We start from the raw sequence: 13,366 nt of genomic DNA on the forward strand, positions 1-13,366 counted from the left end.
AGGTAACGGCCATTTAGAGTTCCGCCATCACCTAAATAACGGATATACACACAGTCAAAAACCTCAACCCACTACGCCAGGCCCATTCCCAATCTGCCAGACAAACGGCGGCTCAGCCCCATTGACCACCCAATCCCCCACAATCCGCGCCTTGTAAATCAGCGGATTATGCGACGACACCGTCCGCGCATTCCGCCAATGCCGATCCAGCGCCTTACCCTGGCGCACATCCGAAGCCCCCAGCGCATTAAACAACTCGCTGGTCGCTCGCTGAATCAACGACGACACCACCACCTGTGCGGTAGCCGACTCAATCTCGGCCGCCACATTGGCTTCGCGCTCTACCGCATCATCGCCCCCGAATCGCGCCACATACGCCCGTTGCGCGGGCAGTGTCGCCTTCAGCGCGCTCGCTTCGGCGGCATACACCAGCGCCGCCACTTCACCCACCACCTGCTGAATCTGCGCATCCTGGCTGACATGCGCCGCATTGCCATGGCTGTAGATGCGCTTGCGGCTGCGCACCTGATGCGCCACATCGCGCAGTGCCGCACGGCCGATACCCGCCAAGGTGGCCAGCAGCACCAGTTGGTAGAACGCGGTCTGGTATTTGAAGCGCGTGGCAAAGTCGATCACGTTGTCCGCGTCCACCACCGCATCGGTAAAGCGTGACGTGCCGCTGCCAGTGGTGCGCTGGCCAAAGCCATCCCAGTCGTCACTGTGCTCCACGCCAGGCTGACGGGCGCGGGTCGCGGCGATCACGTCGCCACCGGTGTCGCTGCGTTGGGCGTACACATCGATCCAGTCGGCGAAGATGCTGCCGGTGCTATAGAACTTTTCTCCGTTGAGCTTCCAGTGGTCACCGTCGGGGCTGACCTGGGTGACCACGTCGCCAATGGCCACGCTGCCGATCTCGGTCCAGGCACAGCCGACGATATCGCCGTCCACAAATCGCTTGAACCACACATCGCGTCCGGCGCCGGGCGGTGCATTCAGGCGGTCTTCGGCAAAGGCGAAGTGCCCGCGCAGGGCCTGGGGCACGTTGGAGTCGGCTTCGGCCAGTTCGATCAGCAATTCGAACAACTGCGGCAGTGACGCGCCGCCACCGCCATATTCCACCGGTACGCGCACCGCGCCAAACCCCGCCTCCTTGAGCCATTGGATCGGCTCATGGGGCAGGGTGCGGCTGTGTTCGCGCGCTACGGCGCCTTCGGCGATGCGCTGGAAGATCGGGCGGAAGCGTGCCGCCAGCGTGGGGTAGTCGACGCCGGTGGACAGCGGGTTGATGACGTGATGTTCGGTCATGGCGAGGCTCCTGGGCAGTGATCGATGCAGAGGCGATTGCACAGTCCGTGCCGGGTGCCGGGGCGCGTATTTCCGGGGAAAAACAGCGGGTCACTGTTGCCCTGGCAACAGCGGATCGACAAACCAGCGCAATCCAAAACACTGGCGACGCCATAGGGTCGTTGACCCAAGCCGCCTGGCCTGGGCGTTTCGCCGGCCTGGCACGCTTGCTGCTCAAGCCCTGGTACATCCCTTTTGTGCGAGGTACCGTCCGATGACTCAACACGCCGTGAAATTTGCCTACTGGGTGCCCAACGTCAGCGGTGGGCTGGTGGTCAGCAAAATCGAGCAACGCACCCACTGGGGCATCGACTACAACCGCAAGCTGGCGCAACTGGCCGAGGCTGCCGGCTTCGAGTACGGCCTCACCCAGATCCGCTTCACCGCCGGCTACGGCGCCGAAAACCAGCATGAGTCCGTGGCATTCAGTCATGCGTTGCTGGCTGCGACCACCAAGCTCAAGGTGATCGCCGCGATCCTGCCCGGCCCGTGGCAGCCGGCACTGGCGGCCAAACAATTGGCAACCATCGACCAGCTCACCGATGGCCGTATCGCGGTGAATATCGTCAGCGGTTGGTTCAAGGGTGAGTTCCAGGCCATTGGCGAACATTGGCTGGAGCACGACGAGCGTTATCGCCGCTCCGAAGAGTTCATCCGCGCCCTCAAGGGCATCTGGACCCAGGATGACTTCACCTTCAATGGCGACTTCTACCGCTTCAACAACTACACCCTCAAGCCCAAGCCGCTGGGCCAGCCCGAAGTATTCCAGGGCGGCAGCTCGCGGGCGGCGCGGGACATGGCGGCGCGGGTGTCGGACTGGTACTTCACCAACGGCAACACCCCGGAAGGCATCAAGGCCCAGGTCGATGACATCCGCGCCAAGGCGGCAGCCAATAACCACTCGGTCAAAGTCGGCGTCAACGCCTTTGTGATCGCCCGCGACACCGAGGAAGAAGCGCGCGCCGTGCTGGCGGAGATCATCGACAAGGCCGACCCGGAAGCGGTGAATGCCTTCGGCGATGCGGCGAAACAGGCCGGCAAGGCGTCGCCGGAGGGAGAGGGCAACTGGGCCAAATCCAGCTTCGAGGACCTGGTGCAGTACAACGATGGCTTCAAGACCAACCTGATCGGCACGCCGCAGCAGATCGCCGAGCGCATCGTTGCGCTCAAGGCGGTGGGGGTGGACCTGGTACTCGCCGGGTTCCTGCACTTCCAGGAAGAAGTCGAATACTTCGGCAAGCGCGTGTTGCCGTTGGTGCGTGAGCTTGAAGCCAAGGCGGCAATCAAACAGGTGGCTTGAGCCGTGCGAGCTTGATCCGTGCAAGTAGTGAGCGGGCTTGCTACAGGTGTTTTTCCAGGCGCAGGGCGGGAGTGTGGTCTTCGTAGTAGTCGTTGATCAGGGCAAAGCGCCGATAACCGTTGCGCTCATAGAGGTTGAGGGCGCCGGGGTTGTCGGTGCGTACTTCCAGACGTATGCAGGTGTAGCCCTGTGCCACGGCGATAGCTTCCACGCCGTTCAGCAACTGCTTGCCCAAGCCAATGCCGCGTGCATGCTCGGCAATGGCAATCGAATACAGGCGCGCCGAGCAGGCGCCCCGACGAAACAACACCAGCGCATAGCCGAGTAACTGCCGGTCATTTTCCGCCACCAGCAACTGGCCGTGGGCGCGGCTGACCATCCACTGGAAACTGCGCGATGACAGCCGGTCGCTGCTGAAACAGCGCTGTTCCAGTGCCACCAGTTCAGACACATCGTTGGAGGTTGCAACGCGAAAGCAAAGAGCCATATGACCGCCGTAAAAGTTGCGTAACGAAACGGGACTTCTCTAAATGATCGTGCTTAATAGAAAAGGTCGAGTTCTCTAAAGCGGATCAACTATTATGTCGGCGGTACAAGGTCATTGGCGTGAAGTATCGGAGCAAACAGTCGCGACGACAATAACTGACAAGGGTTATTTTCTCGCCCCCCTCAAAGGAACCCGTCAAGTCGTGATCATTGTCGAGCGCAAGGAAGATTGGGCCTCCTACTTCCCCAGCGAAGACATCGTCACCGCCCAGGAGTACCTGGAACAGACCCGGGAAACCGAAACTGGCAAGCGTGTGCAGGTGATCAACCTGTGCCGCAGCTACAAGTACCTGGGGCACGGCTATTACTGCTCGCTGCTGGCCGAAGCCCGCGGGCACAAGGTGATTCCGTCGGTGCGCACCATCAGCGAACTGACGAAGAAGTCGCTGTACGGGCTGGCCCTGGACGACCTGGATAAAACCCTCGATAAAGCCTTGAGTCATCATCTTTACAGCAATACCGAAGGCTTTACCCTGACACTTTACTTCGGCCGGACCAATATAGAACCGTTGCAGGACCTGGCCCGTCAGTTATTTGAAGCGTTCCCGTGTCCCATCCTGTTAGTTGATTTAAAAAGGAATAACGGCTGGCATATCGAAGGGATCAAGTCCGGTGTATTGCACAAGTTGCGCGATGACCAGGAAGATCAATTCGCCCATGCGCTGGATAACTTCAGCCGCAAGATCTGGCGCCAGCCGCGCTCACGTCGCCTGGCCCGTTATGACCTGGCCATCCTGCACGATCCTCAGGAACAGTTGCCGCCGTCCAACGCCAAGGCATTGGATAATTTCATCCGCGTAGGCAAGGGCCTGGGCATCGATGTGGAGTTGATCGAGCGCAAGGACTATTCGCGCCTGGCCGAGTACGACGCCTTGCTGATCCGCGAAACCACCAGTGTCGACAACCACACCTACCGTTTTGCCAAGAAAGCCGAAAGCGAAGGCCTGGTGGTGATGGACGATCCGGCGTCGATCCTGCGCTGTACCAACAAGGTCTACCTCACCGACTTGCTCAACAGCCACCAACTGGGCATGCCCGCCACCGAGATTCTGTACAAGGAACGACCGGAAGACTTCGAACGGGTCGGCGAGCGCCTGGGCTTCCCGCTGGTGCTGAAGATCCCTGACGGATGCTTTTCCCGAGGCGTGATCAAGGTTGAAAGCCAGGAGGCTTTGCTCAAGGCGACCGACGAGTTGTTCGAGCATTCGGTGCTGTTGCTGGCCCAGGAGTTCTTCTACACCGAGTACGACTGGCGCATCGGCGTGCTCAACCGCAAGCCGATCTTTGCTTGCCAGTACTTCATGTCCAAGGGCCATTGGCAGATCTACAACCACAAGGCCATCGGCCAGGACATCAACGGTGAATGCCGCACCCTGGCGGTCCATGAAGCGCCCAGGGCAGTGGTGGAGCTGGCGGTGAAGACCGCCAACCTGATCGGCGATGGCCTCTACGGCGTCGACCTCAAGCAGTCCGGTGACAAGGTGGTGGTGATCGAGGTCAACGACAACCCCAACCTGGATGCGGGCATCGAGGATGCGTACTTGCAGGACGACTTGTATGGCCTGGTGCTGGAGGAGTTCGTGCGACGCCTGGAGTTGAAACGTCAGGGCCAGGTCTGGTGACCCGGCGATGATCCAGCGTTTCGACCTGACCGATGGCAAGCTGCAGGGCGGGGAGAGTGACGCAGCCCCGGTCATGTTGTTCAACAACCCTGACCTGGCCGAACGTGAGTGGCTGCGCGACCACCACAAGCTGGACGAACACGCCCTGGCCTCGGCCCTGGACCCGGACGAAGTCTCGCGTATCGAATTTCACCCCGACAATCTGTTCCTGATCTGGAAACGGCCGGAGAACTACTCCGGCGGCGGCAACCTGGTGTTCGAAGTGTCGTCCTGCGGCCTGCTGTTTTCTCCCAGCCGCCTGCTGGTGATCGCCACCGACGAAACCCCGCTCAGCGGCCTGGGCAAGCGCCGTCCACTGCACACGCCGCTGGATGTGCTGCTCGATCTGTTGCTCAACAACATCCACCATTACCTCGGCCACCTGAAGGTGATCAAGCTGGTCGCCCGCGAGTTGCAGCAGCAGTTCAATGCGTCCATGAGCAACCACCACCTGATGCAGATGTTCAACCTCAGCGAGAGCCTGATCTATTACATCAACGCGCTGCACAGCAACGGGGCGGTGTTGTCGCGGTTGCGCAACCACGCGGAAAAGGAACATTTCAGCGCCGAGATCATCGGGCTGATCGATGACCTGATCATCGAGAACCACCAGTGCTACAAGCAGGCGGAGATCTATTCCAACGTGTTTTCCGGCCTGATCGATGCGCGCGGCAACCTGATGAACAACAGCATGAACAACCTGTTGCGCAAGCTCACGCTGATCAACGTGGTGTTCCTGCCGCTCAACCTGATTGCGAGCATCGGCGGCATGTCGGAGTTCAGCATGATGACGGCGGGGACGCCGTGGTGGGTGTCGTATCCGTTATTCCTGCTGGCGATGGGGCTTGGGGCGGGGTTGATGGTGTTGGGGCTGAAGCGGATAGCGGGCGGCGCCAATGTGGTATGAACACCGGCTCCTACAGGGGTTGTGTCGTTCAGGCGCCGGGTTGCAAGGTCAAGACCTCGAACCCATCCGCCGTCACCGCCACGGTATGTTCCCACTGCGCCGACAGGCTGTTGTCCTTGGTGACCACCGTCCAGCCATCCTTGAGGCTGCGTACTTTCGAGCTGCCCTGGTTGAGCATCGGCTCCACGGTAAACACCATGCCTTCACGCAGTTCCAACCCGGTGCCGGGACGGCCGAAGTGCAGGACCTGCGGTTCTTCGTGCATCTGTCGGCCAATGCCGTGGCCGCAATACTCGCGCACCACGCTGTAGCCGTTGGCCTGCGCGTGGCTCTGGATCGCGTGGCCGATATCCCCCAGGCGTGCGCCGGGCTTGACCTGGCGGATGCCGGCCCACATCGCTTCAAAAGTCTGTTCCACCAGGCGCCGGGCCTTGGGCGCGACGGTGCCGATCATGTACATCTTGCTGGAGTCGGCGATAAAGCCGCCTTTTTCCAGGGTGATGTCGATGTTGATGATATCGCCGTCCTTGAGGATGTCCTTGGCGCTGGGCATGCCGTGGCACACCACCTCATTGATCGAGGTGTTGATGCAGAAGGGGTAGTCGTACTGGCCCAGGCTCGCCGGGCGGGCCTTGAGGTCATTGCGGATGAAGGCTTCGACGGCGGCGTCCAGCTCCAGGGTGGAGCGACCGGCGGCGACAAAACCGTCGAGCATGGTGAAAACCTGGGCCAGCAGGCGTCCGGATTCACGCATCACCGCCAGTTGTGCGGCAGTCTTGATCATCAACTGCGCCCCCGGATCAGGTCGGGCTTGTCCAACAGCAGTTTGTTGATCAGCTCGTTGTAGGGCAGCTGCGGATTGAGTTCGGCGAGCAGCCCGATCTTGATCCAGAATTCGGCCTGGGCGTTGATGGAGCGGTCCATCGCGGCGCTGGCCAGGCGCAGTTGTTCGTGCAATTGGTCGGTGATCTTGACGATGCCCATGGTGTTCACTGTGTGGTGGAAATATACAAAGCGTATATGTTTCGTATATCGACAGTAAACCCCTGGGCGCCAAATGGCGCTTGACCATTGACTTGCCCGCAGGCCGCCGGTTAGTTTGGTTACATGACATTTCAAGCCTTTCGCAGCCAGCCAAGCATTATTACCGCCATTCCTCATTTGGCGGGATAGCGCACGGCTGTACCCAAACCCGCCCTAGAGGCGGGTTTTGTTTTTCCGTCTCCAGGGTTTCTGACAAAAAGCCAGGAGACACCCATGAGCACCTGCACCGCGCCTCACACCGCCGACCCGGGACTGCTTGAGCATTACGTGAAGAAGATTCTTGCCGCCCCGGTATACGACCTGGCGGTGCGCACGCCGTTGCAGGCGGCCCCGGCCCTGTCGGCGCTGCTGGGTAACCAGGTGTTGCTCAAACGCGAAGACCTGCAACCGACCTTTTCCTTCAAGATTCGCGGCGCCTACAACAAGCTGGTGCAGCTTACGCCTGAGCAAAAAGCCCGTGGCGTGGTGACCGCGTCGGCGGGTAATCACGCCCAGGGTGTGGCCCTGGCGGCACGGGAACTGGGGATCGAGGCACGCATTGTAATGCCGGCCAGCACCCCGGAACTCAAGGTGCTGGGCGTGCGTTCACGCGGCGCCGAAGCGGTGCTGCACGGCGCGAGCTTCCCGTTTGCCCTGGCCCACGCGCTGCAGTTGGCCGAGTGGTCCGGGTGCACCTTTGTTTCGCCCTTCGATGACCCGGACGTGATCGCCGGCCAAGGCACCGTCGCCATGGAGATCCTGCGCCAGCAGCAAGGGCCACTGGACGCGATCTTCGTGCCGGTGGGCGGTGGTGGCCTGATCGCCGGCGTCGCCGCCTACGTCAAATACCTGCGGCCCGAGGTGCGCATCATTGGCGTCGAGCCCGAAGGTTCCAGCTGCCTGTTGGCGGCACTGCGGGCCGGTGAACGGGTGATACTACCCAGCGTCGACGGGTTTGCCGACGGCACGGCAGTGGCGCAGGTCGGTGCGTATGGCTTCGAGATCTGCCGCGACTGGGTGGATGAAGTCATCACTGTCAGCAACGACGAACTGTGCAGCGCCATCAAGTTGATCTACGACGACACGCGGTCCATCACCGAGCCTTCCGGTGCGTTGGCGGTAGCGGGCATCCGCCACTACGTGGCCCGTCATCAATTCCGCGGGCATACCCTGGTGGCGATCAACTCCGGGGCGAACATCAACTTCGATAGTTTGCGACATGTTGCTGAAAGGGTGGCTGCACAGGGCGCCGTTTAACTTGAAGCCCAGGGTTAAACGATTAATCGCAGCGGTTCGACGACGATTCCGTCGACACTGTTCAACCTCTATAACAACGCACAGTGCTTATGAGGAAAGGTTACAACGAGGGCCGTTTTTGCCGAGTAGGCTTGGGAGTTACAAGCGTCTGCCAGGGTCGGCAAGACGTGGCGGGCACGCGCCTGCCAGGTTCATGACAATCTGTTGGCAGTCTCAGAAAAGGAGAGGTTGACCATGCTTTCGGAACTAGAGCTTCGCAGCATCATTGAAGGAAGTTTCCTGCCTAAACGGTGCGAATGCACCAAAGCCGAAGATGCCTCGCTGACGATCAAGATCTATGACGACCGTGACCGTGACCGGGTGGATTTGGAAGTCAAAGGTATCAACGCGGACAAACTCGACAGCAGTCGAGCGATTTGCAACCTGATTGCCGGGTTGCGCGAAGACCTCAAGCACACCCATGCACCCGCCCTGCAACGCGCGGGAGGGCGCAGCTTCTATTAGCTTGACGCTTGAGTATGAGGGACCGAAGACCTGTGGGCCTGGATAAACGCCAGGCCCAATACGGTTTCTGTTGCCACTGCCAGCAGGATGCCTGGCCCCGCATTGCCCTTGATCCACTCGCCAAACCCCAATAGCGCCAGCACCAGGCACCCGGCGACAAACCCGGTGGTCAGGGCGCGGCGCGTGTCTGAAGGAGGCGCGTGACGGGCGCGGTAGAACATGATGCCGATGCCCAGGAAGAGCGCGGCGTTGCGGCGCGACACCATCCCGGTGGCGTTGGAATACTCCACGCTCCACAACCACAGCAGCAGGTCGGGACGCAGGCCCCAGACCAGTGCGAGGGCGAAGCACAGCAGGGCGGTGAAGGTGGCGAGGGTACGGAAGTTCAAGCGCATGGCGAATCCTTTCAGCCTTATGACAAGCCCGCAAGCGTACGCCTATTTGTGCTGGCCTGGCTCTATTGTTTCAACGCCTCAGTTCTGGAAGTCGCAGGCTTCGGACATTTTCCGGTAGCTCACGTCTTCTACCTTGCCTGCTTTATCCAGGAACTTGATATCCGCCTTGATGACCTTGCACTCATCGGTCGGGGTTTCGTTCATGGCCAGCACCTTGTCGATATTCATCGGCAGGCCGTAGTGGTAAGGCACGGGTTTGACGGCGGCTGTTTGATCGTCGGCCTGGGCCAGGCCAGACGCAGCCGCCAGTGCAAGGGTGGCACCGAGCATCAACGTGCGCAGTTTCATGGTGTTTCTCCGCAACAAGTGGGTACAACTTCACTCTCGGCTTGCGGGATTAACCATCGATTAAAGTTTGCCTGGCTGACAAAAGCTTCATCCAAGCTGATGACGATAGGGCAGGTCCGGCCCGGTCTTGCCGCAGGTCATCGCCGCGGCGCGAATGGCAAAGCCCAGCATGACGTCGATCTGTGCCCGCGTGAGCTGTTGCAGGCCCTCTACCGAGTCAAGCTGCTGCTCGGTCAGCCAGGCAATCAACGCCGCCTGGAAGGTGTCGCCGGCCCCCACCGTGTCGGCCATCACCACCTTGACTGCCGGTTGCGACCAGTTGCCGTGCTGGCGGCTGAACACACTGGCACCGTCGCCGCCACGAGTGAGGAACACCAATTGGCAACGGTGTTGCAGCCAGCCCTGCAGCACGCTTTCCGGCGACTGGTCCGGGTAGAGCAGGTGCAGGTCTTCGTCGCTGACCTTGATCAGGTCGGCATGCTTGACCAGCTCCGCCACGCGGTCGCGCCACAGCTGGATATCCGGCTGCGGGTTGAGGCGCACGTTGGGGTCGAGGCTGATCAGGCGCTTGCCGCTTTCACGCTTGACCAGGTTCAGCAGGGTGTCGCCAATCGGCTGCACCACCAGGGAAAACGAGCCGATATGCAGGCCGCGAATGTCAGCCCCCAACGCGGGCAGGTGGGCGACTTCCAGCAGGCGGTCGGCGCAGCCTTCGCCTCGGAAGTTGTACTGCGGTGAGCCATCGGCACCCACGGCGACCATCGACAGGGTGGTCGGCGCGGCGAACTCCACCAGGAACCGTTCATTGACGCCTTCATCCTTGAGCACCTGCAACAGGCGACGGCCAAGGAAGTCGGTGGACAAGCCGCCGAACAACCCGGCCTCGATACCCAGGCGGCGCAGGCCTACCGCCACGTTGAACGGCGAACCGCCGGCAATCGCCTTGTAGTTGACCTTGGAAGCCTGCCCGCTGGCATCTTCCTCGCTGAAGAAATCAAACAGCGCTTCACCACACACCAGATACATAGTCGTTCGCTCTTAAAGGGTTGCCACGAGTTGTTGATAGCGCTCGTAAGCCTGCTGGTAGGCGCCTACGCTGCCCGCCACCGGCAGGGTCCGGCTGGCGGGGTCGACGCTTACGCATTTGTCGCACAGGCTGGCCAGCGCTTCGCCGGACTGGCACCACGCCGCCTGGATCGCCGCGCCCAGGGCCGCGGCTTCGCTTTGTTCGGTGCAGACCACTTCGGTATTCATGATGTCGGCCACCATCTGCCGCCACACCGGGCTCTTCGAGCCGCCGCCGATCAAGCGGATGCTCTGGCTTTGCAGGCCGGTCTCGCGCAGCAGGTCGAGGCCGTAGCGCAGGCCGAAGGTGGTGCCCTCGACCACGGCGCGGCACAGGTTGGCGCGGCTCAGGTTGGTCATGGTCAGGCCGTGCAGGCTGCCGGTGGCGTGGGGCAGTGCGGGTACACGCTCACCGTTGAGGAATGGCAGCATGCTCACGCCGTCGGCGCCGATGGGCGCCTGATCGACCAGGGTGTTGAACGCGGCCAGGTCGAGGTCGAACAGCTCGCGCATGACCCCGGTGGCGTTGGTCAGGTTCATGGTGCAGATCAATGGCAGCCAGCCGCCGCTGGATGAGCAAAACGTCGCGACCGAAGCCTGGGGGCTGACGTTGGGTCGGTCGGCAAATGCATACACGGTGCCCGATGAACCCAGGCTCATGGTGATCACGCCGGTCGCGATATTACCGGTGCCAATGGCGCCCATCATGTTGTCGCCGCCGCCGCTGGAAACGATGGCGTTGGGGTTGATGCCCAGGCGTTCGGCGATGGCCGGCAGGATTGTGCCGACGCTTTGATCCGCTTCGATCAACGCCGGCAGCGCCGCTTCAAGGCGGCCGCTGGGATCGATGTGCTTGAGCAGGTCCACATCCCATTCACGGCTGCGCACATTGAAGTAGCCGGTGCCGGACGCATCGCCGTATTCCGCGACGGCCTTACCGGTGAGCCAATAGTTGAGGTAGTCGTGGGGCAGCAGGATATGCGCAATGCGTGCAAACAGGTCCGGGTGCTGTTCGCGGGTCCACAGTAGCTTGGACACGGTATAACCCGGTGCAATCGCCACACCGAGGCGTTCCAGCGAGCCGTTCTCACCGCCCAGATAGGCCAGCAGGCGCTCGTTTTCAGGCGTGGTTTCGGTGTCGCACCACAGCTTGGCCGGGCGCAATACCTCACCGTGTTCATCCAGCAGCACCAAGCCATGTTGCTGGCCGGACACGCCGATACCGAGGATATCCTGGCCGTCCACACTGGCCTGTTGCAGGGCGCGGTGGGTGGCCTCGGTGAAGGCGTCCAGCCATTCCTGGGTGTGCTGTTCGCGGCGGCCATTGGCGCCGCTGATCAGGGTGTGCGCCGCAGCGCCGAGGCCCAGTACCCTGCCGCTGGAGGCGTCGAGAACGATGGCCTTGGTGCCCTGGGTGCCGCAGTCGATGCCGAGAAACAGGTTTTGCTGGGTCATGAGGGTGTGCTCAGCAGTTTATTGTTCGAGTTGGCAATGCATTCCAATGTACAAGGGGGCAAGCCCCCTCCCACATGTTTAAGTCGGTTTCTTCAGGAGGTGCTCCAGGGTTTCGGTCACGCCGTGATCACGCAAGCTTGCATAACACCGTTCGAACGCTGCCACAAACTCGGCCGACTTGGGAATAGCCGTGCCAAAAATCTCTTCCACCCCCAGCAGGCGCTTGCTGATCAGTGCATCGTCACTCACCAGTCCCTGGCAGAACTCGGCACGCGGGTCGGGGATCTTGTAGCTCACGCCATGCTCATCCACGCCTTTCAGGTACAACGCCCAGGCCGCCACCACCAGCGCCGCACGCTCCGTCTCGCGCCCATCGGCAATCAACCGGTTGATGGTCGGCACGGTGAACTTGGGAAACTTCGACGAGCCATCGGAACACACGCGCTCCAGTTGATCGGCAATCGCCTGGTTGGAGAAGCGGTCTACCAACGTCTGCTTGTACTCCGTCAGGTCGATGCCCGGCACCGGCGCCAGGTTCGGCGTGACGTCCAGGTCCATATAGGCGCGCATGTAGGCTACGAACAGCGGGTCATTCATGGTCTCGTGCACAAACCGATAACCCTTGAGAAAACCCAGGTAGGTCAACGCCAGGTGGCTGCCGTTGAGCAGGCCGATCTTCATTTCTTCATAGGGCGTAACGTCATCGGTGAACTGCACGCCGACCTTTTCCCAGGCCGGGCGCCCGTTGACGAATTTGTCTTCCAGCACCCACTGCACAAAGGGTTCGCACACCACCGGCCAGGCGTCGTCGATATCGTGCTCATCATGCAATTGCAGGCGGTGGGCGGTGCTGGTCATCGGTGTGATGCGGTCGACCATGGCATTCGGGAAGCTCACGTTGGCCTTGATCCAGTCGTGCAGCTCGGCATTGTGCAGCGCTGCGAACGCCAGCAGGGCCTTGCGGGTCACGGCGCCGTTGTGCGGCAGGTTATCGCAGGACATCACGGTAAATGCCGGGGTGCCGGCGGCGCGGCGCTGGGTCAACGCGGCGCAGATAAAGCCGAACACGGTTTTCGGTGCGCTCGGGTGCGCCAGGTCGTGCTGGATCTGCGGCAGGTGGGCCATGAACTCGCCGTTGCTGTCGTCGATGCAGTAGCCGCCTTCGGTGATGGTCAGCGAGACGATGCGAATGGCCGGGTCGGCCAGTTTGTCGATCAGCGCCTGGGCGCCGTCTTCGGCCAGCAGCATGTCGCTGATCGAGCCGATCACCCGCACCTCGGTGTCATCGGTGTCGCCCAGTTCGTACAGGGTGAACAGGTAGTCCTGGCCCGCCAGGTCGTCGCGGGCCTTGCGGTCCTCGGCACGCAGGCCGACGCCGCAGATGCTCCAGTCCAACCCTTCGCCAGTGTTCATCAGTGCATCGGTGTAATACGCCTGGTGCGCACGGTGAAAACCGCCGACGCCGATATGGGCGATGCCCTGGGTGGTGCTGGCAATGGCATAGGTGGGCAGCTTCACTTGCGGTGCCAGCTGGGTGAGGTTGTGTTTATTCAGTTTCATC

13 protein-coding genes and 1 pseudogene are annotated in these 13,366 nt (G+C 61.3%); 5 read left to right on the forward strand and 9 right to left on the reverse strand.

Annotated features, from left to right (window positions below):
- Window positions 1-63: 63 nt before the first annotated feature.
- Window positions 64-1,305 (reverse strand): acyl-CoA dehydrogenase family protein, encoded by a 1,242-nt coding sequence (locus tag LUU92_RS13035; protein ID WP_071490613.1) that lies wholly within the window; start codon window positions 1,303-1,305, stop codon window positions 64-66.
- A gap of 253 nt (window positions 1,306-1,558) precedes the next feature.
- Here LUU92_RS13035 and sfnG point away from each other — a divergent pair, with 253 nt between their 5' ends.
- Window positions 1,559-2,644 (forward strand): dimethylsulfone monooxygenase SfnG, encoded by a 1,086-nt coding sequence (gene sfnG, locus LUU92_RS13040; RefSeq protein ID WP_257103755.1) that lies wholly within the window; start codon window positions 1,559-1,561, stop codon window positions 2,642-2,644.
- Between the two features lie 43 nt (window positions 2,645-2,687).
- Here sfnG and LUU92_RS13045 read toward each other — a convergent pair.
- Window positions 2,688-3,131: pseudogene (locus tag LUU92_RS13045) on the reverse strand (GNAT family N-acetyltransferase); the annotation flags it as partial.
- A 94-nt stretch (window positions 3,132-3,225) separates the two neighbouring features.
- Here LUU92_RS13045 and LUU92_RS13050 point away from each other — a divergent pair.
- A complete protein-coding gene (locus tag LUU92_RS13050) occupies window positions 3,226-4,812 on the forward strand; it encodes a RimK family ATP-grasp domain-containing protein (RefSeq protein ID WP_257103756.1) in 1,587 nt (528 codons plus the stop codon).
- 7 nt (window positions 4,813-4,819) lie between these two features.
- A complete protein-coding gene (locus LUU92_RS13055; RefSeq protein ID WP_071490609.1) occupies window positions 4,820-5,758 on the forward strand; it encodes a magnesium transporter CorA family protein in 939 nt (312 codons plus the stop codon).
- A 28-nt stretch (window positions 5,759-5,786) separates the two neighbouring features.
- Here LUU92_RS13055 and map read toward each other — a convergent pair whose 3' ends face one another.
- Both map and LUU92_RS13065 read right to left on the reverse strand, forming a co-directional pair.
- Window positions 5,787-6,542: a type I methionyl aminopeptidase gene (gene map / locus LUU92_RS13060; protein WP_071490608.1), complete on the reverse strand. Its 756-nt coding sequence runs from the start codon at window positions 6,540-6,542 to the stop codon at window positions 5,787-5,789.
- Window positions 6,542-6,742 (reverse strand): ParD-like family protein, encoded by a 201-nt coding sequence (locus LUU92_RS13065; protein ID WP_058425498.1) that lies wholly within the window; start codon window positions 6,740-6,742, stop codon window positions 6,542-6,544. The genes map and LUU92_RS13065 overlap by 1 nt, the downstream gene beginning before the upstream one ends.
- Window positions 6,743-7,015: 273 nt before the next feature.
- Between LUU92_RS13065 and ilvA the strand changes: the two genes are divergently transcribed.
- A complete protein-coding gene (gene ilvA / locus LUU92_RS13070) occupies window positions 7,016-8,038 on the forward strand; it encodes a threonine ammonia-lyase, biosynthetic (protein ID WP_257103757.1) in 1,023 nt (340 codons plus the stop codon).
- Window positions 8,039-8,272: 234 nt separating this feature from the next.
- Window positions 8,273-8,542 carry a DUF1652 domain-containing protein gene (locus tag LUU92_RS13075; protein ID WP_071490607.1) on the forward strand — a complete coding sequence of 90 codons (270 nt, stop codon included), beginning with the start codon at window positions 8,273-8,275 and terminating at the stop codon, window positions 8,540-8,542.
- Here LUU92_RS13075 and LUU92_RS13080 read toward each other — a convergent pair.
- The 5 genes from LUU92_RS13080 to LUU92_RS13100 form a co-directional block, all read right to left on the reverse strand.
- The gene (locus LUU92_RS13080) at window positions 8,539-8,937 is read right to left on the reverse strand and encodes a hypothetical protein (protein ID WP_222539870.1); all 399 of its coding nucleotides are present in this window, start codon (window positions 8,935-8,937) and stop codon (window positions 8,539-8,541) included. The two genes, LUU92_RS13075 and LUU92_RS13080, sit on opposite strands and share 4 nt — an antisense overlap.
- A gap of 78 nt (window positions 8,938-9,015) precedes the next feature.
- On the reverse strand, window positions 9,016-9,285 hold the full coding sequence (locus tag LUU92_RS13085; RefSeq protein ID WP_092249050.1) for a DUF2790 domain-containing protein: 270 nt from the start codon (window positions 9,283-9,285) through the stop codon (window positions 9,016-9,018).
- 87 nt (window positions 9,286-9,372) lie between these two features.
- Window positions 9,373-10,311, reverse strand: coding sequence for a carbohydrate kinase family protein (locus LUU92_RS13090; protein ID WP_257103758.1), 939 nt, complete (start codon window positions 10,309-10,311; stop codon window positions 9,373-9,375).
- Between the two features lie 12 nt (window positions 10,312-10,323).
- Entirely contained in the window at window positions 10,324-11,805 is a 1,482-nt protein-coding gene (xylB, locus tag LUU92_RS13095; RefSeq protein ID WP_071490603.1) for a xylulokinase, read from the reverse strand.
- A 78-nt stretch (window positions 11,806-11,883) separates the two neighbouring features.
- Window positions 11,884-13,365, reverse strand: coding sequence for a mannitol dehydrogenase family protein (locus LUU92_RS13100; RefSeq protein ID WP_257103759.1), 1,482 nt, complete (start codon window positions 13,363-13,365; stop codon window positions 11,884-11,886).
- Window position 13,366 lies beyond the last annotated feature (1 nt).

Origin of the sequence: Pseudomonas extremorientalis (assembly GCF_024584605.1) — a bacterium.
Taxonomy (GTDB): domain Bacteria; phylum Pseudomonadota; class Gammaproteobacteria; order Pseudomonadales; family Pseudomonadaceae; genus Aquipseudomonas; species Aquipseudomonas extremorientalis.

Coding starts and splice junctions, on each gene's coding strand:
- LUU92_RS13050 (WP_257103756.1), top strand. CDS start 3,226: ATGTCGGCGGTACAAGGTCATTGGCGTGAAGTATCGGAGCAAACAGTC.
- xylB (WP_071490603.1), bottom strand. CDS start 11,805: ATGACCCAGCAAAACCTGTTTCTCGGCATCGACTGCGGCACCCAGGGC.
- LUU92_RS13075 (WP_071490607.1), top strand. CDS start 8,273: ATGCTTTCGGAACTAGAGCTTCGCAGCATCATTGAAGGAAGTTTCCTG.
- LUU92_RS13080 (WP_222539870.1), bottom strand. CDS start 8,937: ATGCGCTTGAACTTCCGTACCCTCGCCACCTTCACCGCCCTGCTGTGC.
- LUU92_RS13055 (WP_071490609.1), top strand. CDS start 4,820: ATGATCCAGCGTTTCGACCTGACCGATGGCAAGCTGCAGGGCGGGGAG.
- ilvA (WP_257103757.1), top strand. CDS start 7,016: ATGAGCACCTGCACCGCGCCTCACACCGCCGACCCGGGACTGCTTGAG.
- LUU92_RS13035 (WP_071490613.1), bottom strand. CDS start 1,305: ATGACCGAACATCACGTCATCAACCCGCTGTCCACCGGCGTCGACTAC.
- LUU92_RS13090 (WP_257103758.1), bottom strand. CDS start 10,311: ATGTATCTGGTGTGTGGTGAAGCGCTGTTTGATTTCTTCAGCGAGGAA.
- LUU92_RS13100 (WP_257103759.1), bottom strand. CDS start 13,365: ATGAAACTGAATAAACACAACCTCACCCAGCTGGCACCGCAAGTGAAG.
- LUU92_RS13065 (WP_058425498.1), bottom strand. CDS start 6,742: ATGGGCATCGTCAAGATCACCGACCAATTGCACGAACAACTGCGCCTG.
- map (WP_071490608.1), bottom strand. CDS start 6,542: ATGATCAAGACTGCCGCACAACTGGCGGTGATGCGTGAATCCGGACGC.
- LUU92_RS13085 (WP_092249050.1), bottom strand. CDS start 9,285: ATGAAACTGCGCACGTTGATGCTCGGTGCCACCCTTGCACTGGCGGCT.
- sfnG (WP_257103755.1), top strand. CDS start 1,559: ATGACTCAACACGCCGTGAAATTTGCCTACTGGGTGCCCAACGTCAGC.